We start from the raw sequence: 17825 nt of genomic DNA, 5'->3' as shown, positions 1-17825 counted from the left end.
GGCACACACCATGATGATGGCCCTGGGGCTGTATGTGTTCAGCCTGCACACCGCCGCCTATCAAGATTTTCAACGGCAAACCAACTGGCGCCACCCCAGCAGCCCCAGGGTGGGCGCGGCACCTGCCCGGCAGTACGTCGGCAAAGGCGAGGACACCATCACGCTGTCTGGCGTCATCGTGCCCGAGATAGCCGGCGAACGGCTGTCGCTCGACGCCCTGCGCCTGATGGCAGATACCGGCAAGGCCTGGCCGCTGGTGGAGGGCACCGGGCGCATTTACGGCGTATGGGCTATCGAGAGCATCAGTGAAACCGCCACCCTGTTTTTTAAAGATGGGGCCCCGCGCCGTATCGAGTTCACCCTCACCCTGCAGCGCGCTGACGACACCCAGATCGAGCTGCTGGGTAGCCTGCTCAGCACCGTGCTGGACATCATCCGATGATCACCGCACCCCGCCACCCCGCCCCAGTCTTTCGCCTGGCGGTGGATGGCGTAGACATCACCCCCAAGGTGAACAACCGCCTGATCAGCCTCACCCTGACCGACAACCGAGGCCTGGAGGCTGACCAGCTCGACATTAGCCTGTCAGACCACGACGGGCGCCTCAGTATCCCGCCGCGCGGTGCCATCATCAACCTGTGGCTGGGCTGGAGCGACACCGGCCTGGTGAACAAAGGCACCTACACCGTGGATGAAACCGAGCACAGCGGCACCCCCGACGTGCTCACCCTGCGCGCCCGCTCGGCGGATCTGCGCCAAGGCTTCACCCGCAAGCGCGAACGCTCATGGCACGGCGTAACCCTGGCAGACGTGGTGCGCACCATTGCCCAGGCCTACAGCCTGCAGCCGGTCATTGACCTGGTGCTGGGCGCGGTGGGCCTGGCACACCAAGATCAAGCCAACGAATCAGACGCCAACCTGCTCACCCGTCTGGCAACCGAGCATGACGCCATCGCCAGCGTCAAAGCGGGGCGCCTGTTGCTGCTGCCGGTGGGGGCCAGCAAAACCGCCAGCGGGCTGGCTCTGCCGCACATCAACCTCACCCGCAAAGACGGCGACGGCCACCGCTGGCTGGCTGCAGACCGCAACAGCTACACCGGCGTGCGGGTTTACTACTACAACCCCAACAGCGCCGAGCGGCTGGAAGCGATCATCGGCACAGAGGACAACCTCAAAACCCTGCGCCACATCGCAGCAGACCGAGACAGCGCCCTGCAGGCCGCCCGCAGCGAGTGGCAGCGCCTGCAGCGCGGATCCGCCACCCTGTCGTATACGCTGGCCCGTGGCCGGCCCGAGCTGCTGCCCGAAATGACCTACAGCCTGCACGGCATCAAGCAGCAGATCAGCGACGTGGTGTGGCTGTGTAGCCGCGTCATCCACAACGTCTCCGACAGCGGGTACACCAACAGCCTGGAGCTGGAACAGCAGCTGGCCAGCGATGATGACCTGGCTGCACTGGTAGAGGGTGCCTACACCGGGGTGGTGGCATGGTATCGCGCCGAGGATGGCACCCAGCAGCCCATCACAGAGGGCGACCAGGGCAACCCCAAGCGCCTGGTGCACCTGTACGCCAGCAAGGCGAGTGCAGAACGGGCCGTTAAGCGGGAGTTTGAACGCCTCAGTCAGAGCAGCTGATGGCGGGCATGGAGCACTGCCAGCAGGCAGTGCCGTGTTTCCTTACTATGCGTCTGCCGCGAGCAGCAGCACCAACGCCATTACATCCCGCTGCTGTCGAGGGCTCAGCTTGTGGAAGGCGGCAAGCAGCTGCGCCTCAAGCTGGGCATGATCGGCGGCGGCGTTCTGGTTCTGGTTTTGGTGTTCCATGCAACGTTCTCCAGTGGGGTGCTCAGTGCCACCCCGGCACCGACCGCACACCCCATGGAATTGTCAGCAAATACACCGTGCAAGTGTGCTGGCAAAACGCCTTTATTCGACGTTTTGACGGGCAGCGTCACTGCACATATGTGGTATTGCAGGCGTCAGTTGCAGAGCGCTAAGCCGCGCTCAATGACTGGCCCGACAGAAACCTTTGTCCCTGGTAGGTCTGTGCTGTCTTGCCATACCTGATCCAGCGGCTGCATCCCCATACTGGCAGCTTTGCCGCTAGCGATCCCGTTGACTGGGTACATGGCCCCGGTGTTCACGTCCATCACCACCACGGCGCTGCCCTGCAGGCAGGCCAGGTGCATTTCTGGCTGGGTAAAGGGCCACTCAGCACCGAACGTTTCCTGGTCGATGATGGTGATGCTCTGCTGTTTCGCAGCGGGCGCTGGCTCAGGTTTGTTGGCGGCGGTCGGCTCGCTGTCGGATCCGCAGCCGGCAAGGCTGCAGACGGCGGCAATGGCCGCAAAGCGGCGCAGGGTAGTGAGGTGCATGGCTAGTCCTTTGCTTTGAGTGCTTTTCCTATTTTCTCGGCTGCGCTGGCCAAGTCGTTGACCAGGCGCACGATCATTCCCCGGCCTTCATCATCCAGAACGCGGAAGCGGCTTATAAGGTGCGCCTCTTCGTGGCTTAGCGACTCGACAGCGGGCGCTTGCCTGGCACCAGTTACCACATAAAGCACGTCGATACCGAGCCGCCCGGCGGCATCCAGCACAGTGGCGCCGATGTCACTTGACCCGCCCTCATATCCAGCCAATGTCCGCTTTGCTACGCCGATTTTGTCGGCGAATTCAGCCTGGATCAGGCCCAGCCGGTTCCGCTCTTCTTGCAGGCGCGCGCCTGTCTCAACTCTTAAATGATGCAATTTCTTTCATCTCGTCTATTGACGTGTGCAGATTCGTGCATCATTCTTGCGCTGTCCTCACATGAAATTGCACGAATTTGCACACTATGCATAACCCATACCCAACAGAGCAAGTCCGCCAGGCCGCCCGCGAGCGGTTGGTCGCCCAGGGTGTTTCCGTCCAAGAGTGGGCGAAGAAACACAAATTCAAAGCATCCACCGTCTACGCCGTACTCAATGGCCAGCACCAGTGCCTGCGCGGTAAAGCGCACCGCGTCGCCGTGCTTCTCGGTATCAAGGCTGACCCCGAGTCGCCTGCAAATCCCGCACTGCCTGATCAAAACAAACTGCATTGAGGCCGTTGCTATGAAACAAGACGTGAAACGCCTTCGTACCCACCGCGCCACCATGAATCTGGACGACTACGAGCAGAAGCTCATAGACGCCCTGGTTGATTACACCGGACTCAGCCAGGCAGAGGTGCTGCGCCGCCTGGCCATGACCGAGGCGCACGAAATGTTGCTCGCAGAACCAATGCTAGGCCGGGCGATTGCCTGAATCGAGTCACCAAATAGTTACTAAAGAGTTACTCATGCCAGAAGCGCATTTTCAGTATGACGAGGCAGACCGGGCGCTACTTGATCGCATCCGTGAACGCCTGCAACTCAGCAGCCGAGACGAGGCAGCCGAGTGGCTAGTCAAGGCTCGGCTGCGCCGCGCTGCCATGAAACTGACCGGCCGTGGTCGGGCGCTCTATCCGGTTGGGAGGGGGGAGCGGTGAGCGTTTACAACCAGGTGTGCCCAGCCTGCTGCAGCCGTCTGCGCATCCGGTCCTCAGAAGGGCAAAGCCCCTGTTTTCGGACTGTTTACTACGAGTGCACCAGCCTGGTGTGCGGTGCCAAGTTCTCCGGCTCACAAACCATCGACTACGAGCTCAGCCCGTCCGGGTTGGAAAAGCCACGCCTGAAATTGCCGCTAGCACCCCATGCAGAGCGCATGCAGGCGGCGCGCTTCTCGCAGCCAGATACCGATCAAATAGACCTGTTCGACACAGAGGAAAGCAGCCATGCATAACAACAAAGAAACCCTGCAGGCGGCCGCCGTTGGCTTCCTGCAGCGCCACGCCAGTGAACACCTGGGCAACGATGAAGGGCTGTTCCTGCGCACAGTTGAGCACCTGCAGCGGGTGTTTGGTGCCAGCCAGGCAGAGGCAGAGAACAGCACCGCGCAGGCGATGACCGACGCGCACACCGGCGGCGTGCTGGCCAATCTGGCGCGGGCCTACATCAGCGGCTTGTCGCGGGGTATGGGCCCCAGTGCCCAGGTGCATGCCACTACTAACCACCTGCTGGCCTCGGTGCTGGGTATCTCCCGCCAGCAGGCCGAGAACGCAGCAGCCCAGGCCTACGCCCAGCGCGTGCACTGCTCGCCGGTGTATGCAGACCTGTCCAGCTCCACCAGTGAACTGGTGATGCTGCGCGACACCGCCAGCGGCCTGACCTACGCGCTGCCGGTGGAGCACATCCGCCAGGTGATGCTGAGCAAGCGCTGCCCCGCGCTGCACGTCGTCCACTGATCGAGGCCGCCGCCATGCGCATTGAGCTGGAGCTAACCCCGCAACAGGTCCACGCGCTGCTAGAGGCCGCGCGGCAACAGTACCGGCTGCGTTACCAGGACGAGTTCTGGAAGGAGCGTTACAGCCATCTGCCCCACGGCCTGCGCCACGGCAGCATTCTGGCCCACTGCCCGGATATGGCGGCCAATAAAAAACTGCTGGGAGCCCTGGTCCATGCCCTAGGCCAAGACACCCAGCCGGCACGAGTTACCCCATGAATTACGACCTCTTAAAAGAGATAAGCCGGCGGATCGCCAACGACTTCGGGCTCAAGAAAGGGAAAAAGGATAAATGGCTGCAAGGCGGCACCTGCCCTGTCTGCAAGCACAAAGAGCTGTACGCCAACGCAGAAGCACCGTGGGTGCTGTACTGCGGCCGCCTGGATAAGTGCGGGGCCAGCATCTACATCAAAGAGGAATACCGCGAGCTGTTCGACGACTGGTCCGCACGCTACCAGCGCACAGAGGCCGACCCGGTAGCCGCTGCCCGCGCCTACCTGGAGTTTAGCCGCGGCTTTGACCCCAGCATGATCAAAGGCTGGTACAGCCAAGAGACCTACCACGACCGCAAGTTGAACATTGCATCCGAGACCGTGCGGTTTGCACTGCCCGGCGGCGGCCATTGGGAGCGCCTGATAGACCGGCCAGCACGCTTTGGCAAAAAGAAGGCCATGTTCAAATACGGCTCTGATTACCAGGGCCGCTGGTGGATCCCGCCGTGCATTGACCCGATGGAGGTCAAACAGCTGTGGATTGTAGAGGGCATTTTCGACGCCATCGCCCTGCTGCATGCCGGCATCAGTGCCGTGTCAATCATGAGCTGCAACAACTACCCCGGCACCGAGCTGGCTGCGCTGGCCGAGCTGTGCACCGCCAATGGCAAGCGCCGGCCGGAACTGGTGTGGGCGCTGGATGGCGACAACGCCGGCCAGCGGTACACCAAGAAGTGGGCAGCGCAGGCAGAAAAAGACGGCTGGAGCTGTGTTGCGGCGCAGATCCCGTTCCGGGAAGAAAAGCGCGATTGGAATGACCTCTGGCTGGCCAAGCGGCTGGAGAAAGAGCACCTGGAGGAGTACCGCTACCACGGCAACCTGCTGCTGGCCAAAAACGCCAGTGAGAAAGGGCTGCTTATGTACACCTGGCGCGAGCAGCACGAGTTCTATTTCACCTTCGACAACCGCATGTACTGGTTCAAGCTGGATCTGGGCAAGTACAACAAGGCGATGGAGGATCTGCAGAATTCAGAAGACCCGACCATTCGTGTGGCGAACAGCGACCAGCTGCGCGAACGCGCCCTGGAGCAGTCCGGCGGGGTGGTGCAGATAGCCAACTGCAGCCCGCGCGCCCTGTACTTCCAGCGCAATGAGGTGACGGACGAATCCTGGTACTACTTCCGGGTGGACTTTCCGCACGACGGCGGCAGCGTGAAAAACACCTTCACCGGCGCCCAGGTGGCGGCGGTGGGGGAGTTCACCAAGCGGCTGTTGAGTGTGGCGGCCGGGGCCATGTTTACCGGCAGCCCGCTGCAGCTGCAGCGCATCATGCAGGACCAGCTGTACAACATTAAAACCGTCCAAACCATCGACTACATCGGTTACAGCAAGGAATACCAGGCCTATCTGTTGGGGGATCTGGCAGTTAAGGGTGGCCAGCTGTTCAAAGCCAACAATGAAGACTTTTTCGAGTTCGGCAAGCTGCGCCTGAAAAGCCTGCTCAAGACCATACCGATCGACGCCAACACCAATGACGCCACCTACCAGGCGGATTGGTTTAACCACCTCTGGACGTGCTTTGGCGCTAAGGGCGTGATTGCCCTGGCGTTCTGGACCGGGTCGCTATTCGTTGAGCAGATCCGCGAGCGCTATGCGTCGTTTCCCTTTCTGGAGGCCACCGGCGAGGCCGGCGCGGGCAAATCCACCCTGCTGCAGTTTCTCTGGAAGCTGCTGGGCCGTGACTACGAGGGCTTTGACCCCAGCAAGTCGTCAGTAGCGGGCCGCTCCCGCGCTATGGGGCAAGTGTCCGGCATGCCGGTGGTGTTGCTGGAAGGCGACCGCAGCGACCCAGACAAGGCCCACGCCAAATCCTTTGACTGGGACGAGCTGAAAGACTTTTTCGGGGGCGGCACCCTGCGCACCAGGGGCCAGAAAACCGGCGGTAATGAAACCTATGAACCGCCGTTCCGGGGCAGCATCTGCATCAGCCAGAACGCGAGCGTGGTGGCCTCTGAGGCCATCATGACGCGCATCGTCAAGTTGCATTTTGTGCGCCCGGTGGTCACCGAGCAAAGCCGGGCATCAGCCGACACCCTCAACATGCTGCAGATCGAGGACGTCAGCCATTACCTGATTAAAGCCCTCAAGGCAGAGGCCAGCATTCTGGCCACCTTCGCCGAGCGGGTGACGCACTACGAAACCGAGTTCCGCGCCATGCGCCAGGTGCGCGTTGAGCGTATCGGCAAAAACCACGCCCAGATCATGGCGCTGGTGGAATGCCTGCAGCAGCTCACGCCCATTACCCGCGCCCAGCTGGACGAGGTGTATGTGACCCTCAGACAAATGGCCGAGCAGCGCCAGGAGTCGATCAACGCAGACCCGTCAGAGGTGGCCGAGTTCTGGGAGGTCTACGACTACCTGCAGTCCACCAGCCAGGATCCGGTGGTCAACCACGCGGCCGACCCAGGGCTGATCGCTATCAACCTCAACGAGTTCGCCAAGCTGGCCGCCAACCACCGCCAACCACTGGCCGAGCTCAAGGATCTGCGCCGCCTGCTCAAAGACAGCCGCACCCACAAATACATCGACACCCGCCCGGTGCACAGCGTCATCCGCTCCCGCCAGCCCAACGACGCCTTTGAAGCCCGCGAGAGCAAACCAACCACCGTCAAATGCTGGGTATTCAAGGCCGGCACTGACAGCAAGTAGCAGGGGCGGCAACCCCTGCAAATCACCAAAGGAGAGAACCCCCATGACATTCAAAGTTGACGACACCAGCGCCAAGCCCACGCCAGAAAAAGGCGCGGTGGCCGCGCACCTGGCCCAGATGCTGGCCGAGCAGGAACAACATCGCCAAAACCGCCGCGCCGCAGGCCTCAACGCACTGCAGCGTCTGGTGCCTATCGCCCTGGGGCACACCGGCCAATGCCGTGTGGTCGGGCGCTTTCTGCTGGGCCTGTATAACGGCCCGCAGTACCGCTTTGACCTCACCGATCTGCGCCTGCTGGATACCCCAGTGCATGAGGACTGCCTGAAAGTGCTGATGCTCGACCACTCGCCAGAGTATGAGGTGCACGAATACGTCAAAGACGGCCACGCCAAATGGCAACAGCTGATCAGCATGTGGGGCCGCAATGATGACTGAGCAGCAGGCAGCGGCCGTTAACCCGTTCTACGCCGGTAGCTACGCCGGCCACCCCTACTACTGCGTGGACGCTGCCGACCGCATCCTCTGGGCCCGCGATTTCACAGCAGAACAATGCCGCGCCGCATTGGCCGTGCCTGATCTGCAAAAGGGGGTAGTCACCGCGTTGAATCGTCGCCTGGGCCTGCTGAAACGCCAGGGCCGAGCATAAGAAGGTGGCGCCAGGGGGCGGCAACCCCCCAGCGCCTGCCACCACCAAAGGAGAGAACCCCATGCAACAGCATGACATTCAAGGCAGCAGCGCTGCAGAGAGTAGCAGCGCGGGCTGTATCAAGCGATACCAGCCGCCCAAGCCAGACATCATGGGTATGGTCGAAATGAAGACCGACGAGCCGCCGCGCGGCGGCATCGTGGGCAGCGTTGAGCTGGCAGACTGCCTTAGCCACTCTGATTCCCCGTGGTACACCGGCGACACCGCCCTGGTACTGCGCAACCCGCAGCCCCTGTCGTTCACGCCCTGCCCTGGGCGGCTGGGTTTCTTTGAGATTGAGGGGGTGGCCCATGGGTAAGTATCAAGCCAGAACATGGACTGACGCCGAGGTCGACCAGGTGCGCCGGCGCTACCCCAACGAGCGGGCAAAGGACATCGCTGACGATCTCGGACGCCCACTGCAGCACGTATACAGCTTGGCCAGCCGCCTCGGGCTGTCCAAGTCTGAGGCGTTCAAGGCAAGCGACCTGTCCGGCCGGCTGAATGGCACACAGGGCGAAGCCGGGCGATTCGCCCCGGGCCAGAAGCCATGGAATCACGGCAAGAAAGGCCTGATTGTTGGCGGGCGTGCCAAAGAAACGCAGTTCAAGCCCGGACACAGGCCACACACTTGGCAACCGGTTGGCGCCGAGCGCATCACCCAAGATGGTTACCTGGAACGCAAAGTGACGGATACCGGCTGCACTCGGCGCGATTACCAGGCCGTGCACCGTCTGGTCTGGATTGAGCACCACGGAGAGATACCCGCCGGCCACGTCGTCGTATTCAAAGACGCCCTGCCCAAGCACGAAAACATCACCATCGATCGCCTGGAGTTGATAACCCGCGCCGAGCTGGCCAGCCGCAACACCATTCACCGCTACCCGCCCGACGTTAAACAGGTCATACGCCTGCAACGCAAGCTGGAGCGCAAAGTTAAGGAGCTGGCAGATGAAGAATAAGATGCAAGACCTCAGAAACCACCTGTTCGCCCAGCTGGAGAGCCTGTCCGACCCGGAGTCCAAAGTAGATCTGGAGAGAGTAAAAGCCATGACCGAGATCAGCAAGGTTCTGGTGGACTCCGCCAAGGTAGAAGTCCAGTTCATAAACGCCGCCGGCGGAAAGCACAGCACCGGCTTTATTGAATCCAAGCCAGAGCTGCCTGCGCCCGGGAAGGGGGTATCCCATGGGTAAACACCAAGCCGACATCTTTTCCGGCAGCCCCCGCATGGAGGTAGGCGAAGCCATGGAACTGACGGTGCAGTCACTGATTGCACACGGGGCTGAGCACGACCACTGGGCTGTAGCCTGGTCGGGCGGCAAGGATTCCACCACCACGCTCACGCTGATCATTGCTCTGATCGAGAGCGGCGACATTAAGCGTCCGAAAACCCTGACCGTCTTCTACGCTGACACTCGGCAGGAGCTGCCACCGCTGTACATTGCAGCCCTACAGATCATGGCCAAGCTGCGCAAGCTAGGTATTGACCTGCAGGTGGTGCGCGCGCCGCTCGATAAGCGCTTTCTGGTGTACATCCTTGGCCGTGGTGTGCCTCCACCCAACAACAACACCCTGCGCTGGTGCACCCGTCAGATCAAAGTGGATCCGATGACCGCCGCGCTTGAGCAGCGGCTCAACGAGCTGGACGGCACAGCCCTGATGATTACCGGGGTACGTCAAGGCGAGTCGGCCATCAGGGACAGGCGTATCGAAATGAGCTGCAGCAAAGACGGCGCAGAGTGTGGTCAGGGTTGGTACCAGAAGCTGTTGCCCGATGCCAAAGGCATCAACGGGCGCTTGGCCACGCTCGCCCCGATTCTGCACTGGCGGGTTTGCCTGGTGTGGGACTGGCTGAAGATATACGCACCTATGGCCCGTTATGGCGGGTGGAATACCGAAGCACTGGCCGACGCCTACGGCGGTGACGAGGCCGAAGAAGTCAATGCGCGGACAGGCTGCACCGGCTGCCCCCTGACCGAAAAAGACACAGCACTCGATACCATCCTGTCCAGCCCAGAATGGGCCTATTTGGCGCCACTCAAGGGCCTAAAACCGATCTACCGTGAGCTGCGGCTACCCCAAAACCGCCTGCGCAAAGCGGGGGTAGAGATTCTCAAAAGCGGCAAAGAGGCGGCGAACCCTCAGCGCATGGGGCCGTTGACGCTGGACGCTCGCCAAAACGCCCTCACCCGAATTCTGGCCATTCAGGATCAGGTAAACGCCGACGCCATGCGCCTCGGTAGAGAGCCGATCGACATCATCAACAGTGAAGAAGAAGCGCGGATCCGCGAGCTGATTGCCGCCAATACTTGGCCGGACGGCTGGTCGGGAGACGAACCCACAGCAGATACCCCCATGGACATCGAGTATGGCAATGGCGTGGTGCAGCCACTCTTATTTGGGGCACACCATCCATGACGAAAAAAACAGCCAAGCAACAATTACTCGAATCCGAGGCGCGCGACTGGATACGCCGTGGCTACCGCACGCCGGAGGCCTTGGAGCAGCTGAAAGCCATGCTCAAAGAGAAGCGCAGATCAGAGGCCAACATCATCAAGCTGGTCGATGAAATGCGCGCTCAGTGGAAGCGCCGGGCCGAGTGGCTGACGGGAGGGCAGGGCGGTGGCTGATAAAGAAGCTATGATGGCCCGGCTATCCCCAGGGCAAATTCAACTGGCGCAGATCCTTGCCGACGCCTGGCTGGCTAAGCAGCGGGCTCTATCAACCACTGATCGGTCTAACAATGAGAACAGCAATTTACGCTCGGTTCAGCTCGGACAAGCAGAGCGAAACCTCCCTAACTGATCAGGTCAACCTGTGCCAGGCCCGCGCTATGCGCGAGGGCTGGCAACTGGTGGCCACCCACACCGACACCGCCTTGTCAGGATCCACTCAAGTAGCCCACCGCCCCGGCGGCAAAGCTCTGCTGGCCGATATGCTGGCCGGGCGTTTTGACGTGCTGCTACTGGAAGGGCTCGACCGCCTAGCGCGTGACCAGGTAGAGCAGGAATCTGTAGTCAGGCGCATGGAGCATCGAGGGATCCGCATTATCGGCTTGGCCGACGGCTACGACTCACAGCACCAGGGCCGCAAAGTCATGCGCGGGGTGCGCGGCCTGATCAACGAACTGTACCTGGACGACCTACGCCACAAGACCCAGCGCGGCATGCATGGCCAGGTTGACCGGGGCTACATCGCCGGCGGCAAGTCCTACGGCTACGACATCGTTAAAGACGAGACCGGCAGCCGGTACGTTATCAATGAAGAGCAAGCCCACTGGGTGCGCTGGATCTTCCAGCGCGCGGCCAACGGTCACCCATACCGGCACATCGTCTACGAGCTCAACGCCAAGGGCGTGCCAGCCCCGCGCGGCGACTCTTGGGCCGTGTCGGCGCTGTACGGCAACCCCCTGAAAGGCGCGGGCGTGGTCAACAACCAGCTGTACGCCGGCACCTATGTCTGGAACCGCTCGCAATGGATAAAGGATCCAGACACCGGCAAACGCCAGCGGGTAGACCGGCCACGCCATGAATGGCGAGTGGTCGAGGTGCCCGAGCTGCGCATCGTTGATCAACAAACCTGGGACCGCGTGCGGGCGCGCATTGACGCCGGCCGGGGGCCAGACGGTCGCAAGCAGTCATTGCGGCCGCGTTCGGCGATCCTCAGTGGGGTGCTGCATTGCCCGCACTGCGGCGGACCGCTCAGCAGTCAGGGGCACAGCCGCTACGGCTGTACCCGTGGCCACGACAGGGGGCCGACCGTGTGCCCAGGCTTCACCGTGGGACGCAAGCGACTAGACCGCCGCATGCTGTCGGTGGTCCGCGATGAAATGTTGACCGATGAAATGGCGCAGCTGTGGCGCCAGTTGGTGATCGAGGGCGCACAGCAGGCAACCCCGGCCGCGTTGGAGAGCCTGCAGGCCCGCCGCGACTCACTGCAGCAGCAGCTGGCCAATCTGATCGAGGCCATCGCACAGGTGGGTATTTCTGCCGCCATAGAGCAGCGCATCAGACAGGCCGAGCGCGAGCTGCGCACGCTGGAGCATGAGATCGCCCAGGCAAACGTCAACCCGCTGCAGAACGTGGATCTGCACAGGGAGTTCTTGGCGTTAAAGATGGACTTTGAGAAGGCGCTGATGACCAGCCCCATTGAAGCGCGCCGAGCCGTTAAAGACATTCTGGGCGTGGTTAAGCTGGAGGTCAGAGAGGCAGAATTGTGGGCCCACATAGAAACCGGCCCCGCACTGCAAATAGCAGTCGGGGCCGAGGTCTGTAGTGTTGGTTGCGGGGGCAGGATTTGAACCTACGACCTTCGGGTTATGAGCCCGACGAGCTACCAGACTGCTCCACCCCGCGTCAGAGGTCGCCATTCTACGGATTCACGGATGGCTGTCAAGCAATTGATGGAAAAAGATTTTTTTATTTCCACTGAATCAGTTTGCAAGGCCTTTCACTCGCGGTTGCGGGTTGCTGACGCTGTAACGCCCGCTATCGGCATCACGGCTGACGCAGGCCACGGCAACGTCCGGATCGTGAGTAAAAACCAGCCGCCCGTTGACCGCGATCAGGCTGTCGAGCAAGGCCTCTTTCTCCTCGATCAGGGTTTCAGGGAAACGGTCGTAGCCCATGGTGATCGGCAGGTGCACCCAGGGTGCGCCGGGAATCAGATCGCCCGGGAACACGACCGGGCCGTCGGGCATGTCGATGATCGGAATCATCAGGCCGGGGGTGTGGCCATCGCTGAAGCGCAGGCGCCAGTCCGGGCCGAGGGTTTTCGACTGTTTTCCATCGTCAACCAGCTCCAGTCGGCCGCTGTCTTCCAGCAGCGTCAATAGCTCCGGAATGAACGAGGCCTGATCGCGCGGGTGCGGGCGACGTGCCCGTTGCCAGTGGCGCAGGCCGGTGACAAAGGTGGCGTTGGGGAACAGCAACTGCGCCGGCTGGCCTTCCTGCCAGGCGCTGAGCAGGCCGCCGGCATGGTCGAAGTGCAGGTGGGTGAGCACTACCACGTCGATATCGGCGTCGGTCAGGCCGATATCAGCCAGGCTATCGAGCAGTACGTGGCGGTCTTCAACCACCCCGTAGCGGGATTTCAGGTTGGGCGCAAAAAAGGCGCCGATGCCGGTTTCAACCAGAATGTTGCGGTCGTCTTCCTGCACCAGCATGGCCCGGCAGCTTAGCGCGATCCGATTCTGGTCGTCGGCGTCGACCCAGCGGGACCAGAGGGCCTTGGGCGCGTTGCCGAACATGGCGCCGCCATCCAGGCGTTGGCTGTTGCCTTCCAGCGTGGTGATTGTGCGCATGGCTGGTCGCTCCTGTGTGGGGTGTTTATGTAAGAAGGCGGCGCAGTGGCCGCCTTTCTTGAAAAGAATCAAAGGCTGAAGGTGTAGCCGATGATCACGCGGTTCTCGTCGATGTCGCTGCCGAAGGTGCTGCGGTAGGTCGCATTGCGCCAGTGCAGGGACAGGTTCTGCAGCGGGCCGCTCTGCACGGTATACATCACATCGCTGTTGCGTTCCCACTCGTTGTGACGACTATTCGCGACTTCGATATTGCTGCCATGGGTGTAGCGATTCATCAGCTTGAGGCCCGGCAGGCCCAGATTGGCAAAGCTGAGGTCGTGGCGCAGCTGCCAGCTGCGTTCATCACGGTTGGCGAAGTCGTTGATCTGCACCAGGTGCGTAAGGAAGGGGTCGGTGCCACTCAGGTAGGCGAAACCGGTGTGACCTTCCATCTGCTGGTAGCTGCTGGTGAACTTGTGCATGCCCGCCTGCCATGACAGGGTCGCGCTGCTCATGTGGTTGTCGATGTTGCTGCGCCCGGCGTCGCTGCTGTCGGCATAACGCAGGTTCAGCGCCAGTGTGCCGTTGCCCAGCGGCTGGCTGTGGTTGAACACCAGGTAATGCTGGCGGTAGATCGACTGCAGCTCGCCGTAGTGGTAGCTGAGCTTGGTCGCGTCGCTGACAGTCCAGGTGGCGCCGGCAAAGTCGAAGGCGTCGCTGTCCTGCTTGCCGCTCACGACCACGTTGCGCGCGCCGCCCTGTACCGGGCGCATGTCCTGATAGTCGGAGGAGTCGCGCAGGTTGATGGCATCAAAGCGGCCCAACTCCAGTTGCAGACGGTCGCTGCCCTGGGCCTGCAGCCAGCCGCCGCGAAAGCTTTGCGGCAGTAGACGGCTGTCGTTATGCATGGCAACCGGCAGGGACGGAATCAGGGTGCCCACGCGCAGCAGGTGTTCATCCAGCCTGAGCTTGGCGGTCAGCCCCAGTTCGCTGTATTCGTCCATCGCGCGGTTTTCACTGGTATCGCGCTTGAGAATGCCGGTGCCGGTGCGATCCGGGCTGGAGTCCAGCTTGATGCCCAGCAGGCCGATGGCGTCCAGACCGAAGCCCAGACGGCCTTCGGTATAGCCGGACTGCCAGTAGGCGCGCACGCCCTGGGCCCATTCATCGGCCTTGCTCTGGGCTGCGCCGCTCTGGCGAAAGTCGCGGTTGAAGTAAAAGTTGCGCAGCTCGACGCGGCTCTGGGCGTCATCGACAAAGGCAGCGCTGGCCGGAGCTGCCATCAGGGCGGCAAGGGCGGTCAGCATAAAGGTTTGGGTCTTTTTCATTGTTTGTGGTCTCTTGTTTTTATTGGTCAGTCAGCGGTTTCGGCGTCGGCTTTCTGATTCGGATGGGCGCTACGGAAGCTCAACAGGTGGGTGCGCTCAATCAGCAGATACAGCACCGCGCCGGTGGCCAGGCCCCAGCCCGCGCCGTAGACGGCCAGTACCACACCCATGGTGCCGGCGACGCCGCGCTCGGCGTTGTTGCTCAGCTGTTCGAAACCGACCATCAGGCAGATGTAACCGGTCAGCACCAGCGTCAGCGACAGCGCAATCGGCAGCACCGGCTGGAAGAAGCTCACCAGTGGCAGCATGAACAGGGCAATGAAGCCGGTGATCCAGAAGGTGCCCGCGCCGCTGTAGATCGAATCCATTGCCTTGCGGCCGTACTTGTAGCGCTCGGCCATGGTCGCGGCGACAGCGGTCCAGATCGGACCGGCCAGACCGGGGTAGGGCGCAAAGAGAGCATGCAGGGCGTTACGGATGGCAGTCACCAGATGTACACGGTCGATGTTGTTCTCGATCACTTCGTCGGGGCGCAGCTCATCGGCGCGCTGCATCAGTGATTGGCCGACGATGATGTCGCCGAAGGCGATGATGTAGGCAATCACGGCAGTCGGTACCGCCAGCATGAACACCTTGGCGTCGGGGATGCCGACGGTGAACGGCAGGTAGTTCCACATTTCGCCGAAGGCCGGTGCGGTGATACCCCAGCGCACGTCGGGCATTTTGTATTCGCCGACGCCAATGCCGACCACGATGGCGATCAGCATGCCCGGCACCATGCCGTAGTTGACGATCTTGCGCATCAGCGGCAGGCGGTCGGTCAGCCCTTTGAACGAGGCCGAGAACATCAGATACAGGCAGATCAGGGTGCCCAGGGTCAGCGAGATCGGGGTGTTGGCCAGGCGCCCGCCGGCGGAAATCTCACCCATCAGCGCAGCGATACCGGCGCCGATGATGATGCCGCCCTTCATCGAGTTGGGCACGATGCGCACCATGGCGCTGCCCAGACGGGTAATGCCGAGCACGAAGAAGATCAGGCAAACCAGCAGTTGCAGGGCAAACAACGCCTGAATGGCCTGCGGGCCCGGCTCGAAGTCACCGAGAAACAGCAGTACGACCGGAATGGCCGGGGTGATCCAGCCCGGCACCATGGGCACGCCGAGCAGGGCCGGCAGCATGAAACCGACACCGCAGACCACGACGTAGGCCAGAGCCACGTCGTAGGGCAGACCGAGGTATTTTTCCAGCAGGGGAATCATGCCGAGGCTGACCACAAACATGATCAGCGCCTGCAGCATCTCGGCGGTTTCCCACCGGTAGTGCACGAACGGCAGTCGAATCTTGAACGGGCCGCAGGCCCAGAACGGTTGTTCAGCGCCATCGGCGCGCTTGAAGATTTGCATGAGTAGCTCCGCCAGCCGGGTAAAACCGGGCTGCTTGTTGTTGTTGTGAAACGGCTTTTTTGTGGGTGGGCGGACCGTGCGTTCACCAGCCACCCCCGCGCCCGGGGCGCGGAGGTGGTCCTGATCAAACGGTCAACCCGGGGTTGTACTGATGATCAGAGCGCCTTGGCCCAGTCCCTCAGCACGAACTTCTGGATCTTGCCGGTCGAGGTTTTCGGCAATTCGGTGAAGATCACCGTCTTCGGCACCTTGAAGCCGGCCAGGTGCTGGCGGCAGAAGGCGATGATGTCCTCGTGGCTGACATCGTGATCGCGGCGCCGGGTGATGAAGGCGCAGGGCGTTTCGCCCCACTTTTCGTCGGGGCGGGCGACCACCGCCGCTTCCATGACGGCAGGGTGTTTGTAGAGGGTGTCTTCCACTTCGATGGTGGAGATGTTCTCGCCACCGGAGATGATGATGTCCTTCAGACGGTCCTTGATCTGCACGTAGCCGTTGGCGTGACATACAGCAAGGTCGCCGGTGTGGAACCAGCCGCCGGCAAAGGCCTCGGCAGTCGCCTCCGGATTTTTCAGGTAGCCCTTCATCACGGTGTTGCCGCGCATGAAGATCTCGCCAATGGTCTTGCCGTCCTTCGGCACAGGTTTGAGGGTGTCCGGGTTGGCTACCATGACGCCTTCGAGTGTGGTGTAGCGCACGCCCTGGTGGGACTTCAGTTCGGCACGCTCTTCCAGTGTCAGGTCATCCCACTCGCTGTGCCAGGCACAGACCGTCACCGGGCCATAGACCTCGGTCAGGCCGTAGGTGTGGGTGATCTGGATGCCCATGTTTTCGACCGCGCCGATGACCTTGGCCGGCGGCGCGGCACCGGCGACCATGGCCTTGACCGGGTGATCGATAGCGGCCTTGGCCGAATCCGGCATGCTGGCCAGGGCGTTCAGCACAATGGGGGCGCCGCACAGGTGGGTGACGCGGTGTTCGTGGATCAGGTGCAGGATCTTCTGCGGGTCGACCCGGCGCAGGAAGACGTGTACGCCGGCCATCGCGGTGATGGTCCAGGGGTAGCACCAGCCGTTGCAGTGGAACATCGGTAGCGTCCACAGGTAGACCGGGTGCATGCCGATACCCCAGGTCATCTGGTTGCCAATGGCGTTCAGGTAAGCGCCACGGTGGTGGTAGACCACGCCCTTGGGGTTGCCGGTGGTGCCGGAGGTGTAGTTCAGGGTAATGGCCTGCCACTCGTCTTCGGGCCAGTGCCAGTCGAATTCGGGGTCGCCTTCGGCGAGGAAGGCTTCGTAGTCCAGATCGCTCAGGGCTTCGCCTTCGCCGTACTCGGGATCGTCGACATCGATGACCAGAATAGGGCGCTTGATCAGCTCCAGCGCCTGACGGATGACCTCGTGAAACTCACGGTCGGTGATCAGCACGCGGGCTTCACCGTGATCGAGCATAAAGGCGATGGCTTCGGCGTCCAGACGCACGTTCAGGGTGTTGAGCACGGCGCCGATCATGGGTACACCAAAGTGGCATTCCAGCATGGCGGGGATATTGGGCAACATCGCGGCAACGGTATCGCCCTGACGAATGCCCCGACCATATAGCGCAGAAGCCAGGCGGCGGCAGCGTTGGTAGGTTTCTTGCCAGTTGCGACGCAGGCTGCCATGGATGACGGCGGGGTAGTTCGGGTAGACCGCAGCGGTGCGTTCGATGAACGACAGCGGCGAAAGGGCCATGTGATTGACGGCGGCCGGTGCAAGGCCTTCCTGATAGATGCTCATGACGAATACCTTCTTGTAGTTATGACTGGCACCGTGAAACGCCGGTGCTGAAGATGGTGCTGGCCGGTCCAGGCAAGGCCGGCGTATTCTG

24 protein-coding genes and 1 tRNA gene are annotated in these 17825 nt (G+C 61.8%); 17 read left to right on the top strand and 8 right to left on the bottom strand.

Going from position 1 to position 17825, the window contains the following annotated elements:
• The first annotated feature begins 10 nt into the window (after positions 1-10).
• Both ASB58_RS11145 and ASB58_RS11140 read left to right on the top strand, forming a co-directional pair.
• Entirely contained in the window at positions 11-442 is a 432-nt protein-coding gene (locus ASB58_RS11145) for a phage tail protein (protein ID WP_118130777.1), read from the top strand.
• Positions 439-1635 (top strand): phage late control D family tail protein, encoded by a 1197-nt coding sequence (locus ASB58_RS11140; RefSeq protein WP_118130775.1) that lies wholly within the window; start codon positions 439-441, stop codon positions 1633-1635. The genes ASB58_RS11145 and ASB58_RS11140 overlap by 4 nt, the downstream gene beginning before the upstream one ends.
• A 45-nt stretch (positions 1636-1680) precedes the next feature.
• Here the strand turns inward: ASB58_RS11140 and ASB58_RS20050 are convergent, their stop codons facing one another.
• The 3 genes from ASB58_RS20050 to ASB58_RS11130 form a co-directional block, all read right to left on the bottom strand.
• Positions 1681-1824 carry a hypothetical protein gene (locus tag ASB58_RS20050; protein WP_181977925.1) on the bottom strand — a complete coding sequence of 48 codons (144 nt, stop codon included), beginning with the start codon at positions 1822-1824 and terminating at the stop codon, positions 1681-1683.
• Between the two features lie 155 nt (positions 1825-1979).
• Positions 1980-2375: a DUF2511 domain-containing protein gene (locus ASB58_RS11135; protein WP_118130773.1), complete on the bottom strand. Its 396-nt coding sequence runs from the start codon at positions 2373-2375 to the stop codon at positions 1980-1982.
• Between the two features lie 2 nt (positions 2376-2377).
• Complete coding sequence (locus tag ASB58_RS11130) at positions 2378-2746, bottom strand: helix-turn-helix domain-containing protein (protein WP_118130771.1); 369 nt, start codon at positions 2744-2746, stop codon at positions 2378-2380.
• Positions 2747-2832: 86 nt separating this feature from the next.
• On the opposite strand from ASB58_RS11130, the gene ASB58_RS11125 reads away from it, so the two are divergent.
• The 15 genes from ASB58_RS11125 to ASB58_RS11055 all read left to right on the top strand — a co-directional run bounded on the left by ASB58_RS11125 (position 2833) and on the right by ASB58_RS11055 (position 12247).
• A complete protein-coding gene (locus ASB58_RS11125; protein ID WP_118130769.1) occupies positions 2833-3081 on the top strand; it encodes a BcepMu_gp16 family phage-derived protein in 249 nt (82 codons plus the stop codon).
• Between the two features lie 10 nt (positions 3082-3091).
• Positions 3092-3283: a ribbon-helix-helix domain-containing protein gene (locus ASB58_RS11120; RefSeq protein ID WP_118130767.1), complete on the top strand. Its 192-nt coding sequence runs from the start codon at positions 3092-3094 to the stop codon at positions 3281-3283.
• Positions 3284-3317: 34 nt separating this feature from the next.
• Entirely contained in the window at positions 3318-3506 is a 189-nt protein-coding gene (locus ASB58_RS11115; RefSeq protein WP_118130765.1) for a hypothetical protein, read from the top strand.
• Positions 3503-3799: an ogr/Delta-like zinc finger family protein gene (locus ASB58_RS11110; protein ID WP_118130763.1), complete on the top strand. Its 297-nt coding sequence runs from the start codon at positions 3503-3505 to the stop codon at positions 3797-3799. Before ASB58_RS11115 ends, ASB58_RS11110 begins: the two co-directional genes overlap by 4 nt.
• Positions 3792-4301, top strand: a complete 510-nt coding sequence (locus ASB58_RS11105) for a hypothetical protein (protein WP_118130761.1) — start codon at positions 3792-3794, stop codon at positions 4299-4301. The genes ASB58_RS11110 and ASB58_RS11105 overlap by 8 nt, the downstream gene beginning before the upstream one ends.
• A gap of 14 nt (positions 4302-4315) precedes the next feature.
• Positions 4316-4558 (top strand): hypothetical protein, encoded by a 243-nt coding sequence (locus ASB58_RS11100; RefSeq protein ID WP_118130759.1) that lies wholly within the window; start codon positions 4316-4318, stop codon positions 4556-4558.
• Positions 4555-7260, top strand: coding sequence for a toprim domain-containing protein (locus ASB58_RS11095; RefSeq protein ID WP_118130757.1), 2706 nt, complete (start codon positions 4555-4557; stop codon positions 7258-7260). Before ASB58_RS11100 ends, ASB58_RS11095 begins: the two co-directional genes overlap by 4 nt.
• A 43-nt stretch (positions 7261-7303) precedes the next feature.
• The gene (locus tag ASB58_RS11090) at positions 7304-7696 is read left to right on the top strand and encodes a DUF7673 family protein (protein ID WP_235827278.1); all 393 of its coding nucleotides are present in this window, start codon (positions 7304-7306) and stop codon (positions 7694-7696) included.
• Positions 7686-7907, top strand: coding sequence for a hypothetical protein (locus ASB58_RS11085; RefSeq protein ID WP_118130755.1), 222 nt, complete (start codon positions 7686-7688; stop codon positions 7905-7907). Before ASB58_RS11090 ends, ASB58_RS11085 begins: the two co-directional genes overlap by 11 nt.
• Before the next feature lie 61 nt (positions 7908-7968).
• Positions 7969-8265, top strand: a complete 297-nt coding sequence (locus ASB58_RS11080) for a hypothetical protein (protein WP_118130753.1) — start codon at positions 7969-7971, stop codon at positions 8263-8265.
• A complete protein-coding gene (locus ASB58_RS11075) occupies positions 8258-8908 on the top strand; it encodes an HNH endonuclease signature motif containing protein (RefSeq protein WP_118130751.1) in 651 nt (216 codons plus the stop codon). Before ASB58_RS11080 ends, ASB58_RS11075 begins: the two co-directional genes overlap by 8 nt.
• Complete coding sequence (locus tag ASB58_RS11070; RefSeq protein ID WP_118130749.1) at positions 8898-9140, top strand: hypothetical protein; 243 nt, start codon at positions 8898-8900, stop codon at positions 9138-9140. The genes ASB58_RS11075 and ASB58_RS11070 overlap by 11 nt, the downstream gene beginning before the upstream one ends.
• Positions 9133-10365, top strand: coding sequence for a phosphoadenosine phosphosulfate reductase domain-containing protein (locus ASB58_RS11065; RefSeq protein ID WP_118130747.1), 1233 nt, complete (start codon positions 9133-9135; stop codon positions 10363-10365). Before ASB58_RS11070 ends, ASB58_RS11065 begins: the two co-directional genes overlap by 8 nt.
• Entirely contained in the window at positions 10362-10577 is a 216-nt protein-coding gene (locus ASB58_RS11060; protein WP_118130745.1) for a hypothetical protein, read from the top strand. The genes ASB58_RS11065 and ASB58_RS11060 overlap by 4 nt, the downstream gene beginning before the upstream one ends.
• Positions 10578-10690: 113 nt before the next feature.
• Entirely contained in the window at positions 10691-12247 is a 1557-nt protein-coding gene (locus ASB58_RS11055; RefSeq protein WP_118130743.1) for a recombinase family protein, read from the top strand.
• Here ASB58_RS11055 and ASB58_RS11050 read toward each other — a convergent pair.
• The 5 genes from ASB58_RS11050 to ASB58_RS11030 form a co-directional block, all read right to left on the bottom strand.
• Positions 12226-12302: transfer RNA gene (locus ASB58_RS11050), tRNA-Met, on the bottom strand. The genes ASB58_RS11055 and ASB58_RS11050 overlap by 22 nt on opposite strands.
• 77 nt (positions 12303-12379) lie before the next feature.
• Complete coding sequence (locus ASB58_RS11045; protein WP_096002947.1) at positions 12380-13249, bottom strand: MBL fold metallo-hydrolase; 870 nt, start codon at positions 13247-13249, stop codon at positions 12380-12382.
• 68 nt (positions 13250-13317) lie between these two features.
• Positions 13318-14556, bottom strand: coding sequence for an OprD family porin (locus ASB58_RS11040; protein ID WP_118130741.1), 1239 nt, complete (start codon positions 14554-14556; stop codon positions 13318-13320).
• Between the two features lie 26 nt (positions 14557-14582).
• A complete protein-coding gene (locus ASB58_RS11035; RefSeq protein ID WP_118131138.1) occupies positions 14583-15959 on the bottom strand; it encodes a solute carrier family 23 protein in 1377 nt (458 codons plus the stop codon).
• A 155-nt stretch (positions 15960-16114) separates the two neighbouring features.
• A complete protein-coding gene (locus ASB58_RS11030; protein WP_118130739.1) occupies positions 16115-17734 on the bottom strand; it encodes an acyl-CoA synthetase in 1620 nt (539 codons plus the stop codon).
• Between the last annotated feature and the right edge of the window lie 91 nt (positions 17735-17825).

Source organism: Pseudomonas abyssi, from assembly GCF_003444685.1.
Taxonomy (GTDB): domain Bacteria; phylum Pseudomonadota; class Gammaproteobacteria; order Pseudomonadales; family Pseudomonadaceae; genus Halopseudomonas; species Halopseudomonas abyssi.
Note: the sequence above shows the minus strand (reverse complement) of the source record. Positions and strands in the feature narration are given on the sequence as shown.

Excerpts from the sequence above, each read along its gene's own strand:
- ASB58_RS11145 (WP_118130777.1), top strand. The coding sequence starts at position 11 with ATGATGATGGCCCTGGGGCTGTATGTGTTCAGCCTGCACACCGCCGCC.
- ASB58_RS11140 (WP_118130775.1), top strand. The coding sequence starts at position 439 with ATGATCACCGCACCCCGCCACCCCGCCCCAGTCTTTCGCCTGGCGGTG.
- ASB58_RS20050 (WP_181977925.1), bottom strand. The coding sequence starts at position 1,824 with ATGGAACACCAAAACCAGAACCAGAACGCCGCCGCCGATCATGCCCAG.
- ASB58_RS11135 (WP_118130773.1), bottom strand. The coding sequence starts at position 2,375 with ATGCACCTCACTACCCTGCGCCGCTTTGCGGCCATTGCCGCCGTCTGC.
- ASB58_RS11125 (WP_118130769.1), top strand. The coding sequence starts at position 2,833 with ATGCATAACCCATACCCAACAGAGCAAGTCCGCCAGGCCGCCCGCGAG.
- ASB58_RS11120 (WP_118130767.1), top strand. The coding sequence starts at position 3,092 with ATGAAACAAGACGTGAAACGCCTTCGTACCCACCGCGCCACCATGAAT.
- ASB58_RS11115 (WP_118130765.1), top strand. The coding sequence starts at position 3,318 with ATGCCAGAAGCGCATTTTCAGTATGACGAGGCAGACCGGGCGCTACTT.
- ASB58_RS11105 (WP_118130761.1), top strand. The coding sequence starts at position 3,792 with ATGCATAACAACAAAGAAACCCTGCAGGCGGCCGCCGTTGGCTTCCTG.
- ASB58_RS11100 (WP_118130759.1), top strand. The coding sequence starts at position 4,316 with ATGCGCATTGAGCTGGAGCTAACCCCGCAACAGGTCCACGCGCTGCTA.
- ASB58_RS11095 (WP_118130757.1), top strand. The coding sequence starts at position 4,555 with ATGAATTACGACCTCTTAAAAGAGATAAGCCGGCGGATCGCCAACGAC.
- ASB58_RS11090 (WP_235827278.1), top strand. The coding sequence starts at position 7,304 with ATGACATTCAAAGTTGACGACACCAGCGCCAAGCCCACGCCAGAAAAA.
- ASB58_RS11085 (WP_118130755.1), top strand. The coding sequence starts at position 7,686 with ATGATGACTGAGCAGCAGGCAGCGGCCGTTAACCCGTTCTACGCCGGT.
- ASB58_RS11080 (WP_118130753.1), top strand. The coding sequence starts at position 7,969 with ATGCAACAGCATGACATTCAAGGCAGCAGCGCTGCAGAGAGTAGCAGC.
- ASB58_RS11075 (WP_118130751.1), top strand. The coding sequence starts at position 8,258 with ATGGGTAAGTATCAAGCCAGAACATGGACTGACGCCGAGGTCGACCAG.
- ASB58_RS11070 (WP_118130749.1), top strand. The coding sequence starts at position 8,898 with ATGAAGAATAAGATGCAAGACCTCAGAAACCACCTGTTCGCCCAGCTG.
- ASB58_RS11065 (WP_118130747.1), top strand. The coding sequence starts at position 9,133 with ATGGGTAAACACCAAGCCGACATCTTTTCCGGCAGCCCCCGCATGGAG.
- ASB58_RS11060 (WP_118130745.1), top strand. The coding sequence starts at position 10,362 with ATGACGAAAAAAACAGCCAAGCAACAATTACTCGAATCCGAGGCGCGC.
- ASB58_RS11055 (WP_118130743.1), top strand. The coding sequence starts at position 10,691 with ATGAGAACAGCAATTTACGCTCGGTTCAGCTCGGACAAGCAGAGCGAA.
- ASB58_RS11045 (WP_096002947.1), bottom strand. The coding sequence starts at position 13,249 with ATGCGCACAATCACCACGCTGGAAGGCAACAGCCAACGCCTGGATGGC.
- ASB58_RS11040 (WP_118130741.1), bottom strand. The coding sequence starts at position 14,556 with ATGAAAAAGACCCAAACCTTTATGCTGACCGCCCTTGCCGCCCTGATG.
- ASB58_RS11035 (WP_118131138.1), bottom strand. The coding sequence starts at position 15,959 with ATGCAAATCTTCAAGCGCGCCGATGGCGCTGAACAACCGTTCTGGGCC.
- ASB58_RS11030 (WP_118130739.1), bottom strand. The coding sequence starts at position 17,734 with ATGAGCATCTATCAGGAAGGCCTTGCACCGGCCGCCGTCAATCACATG.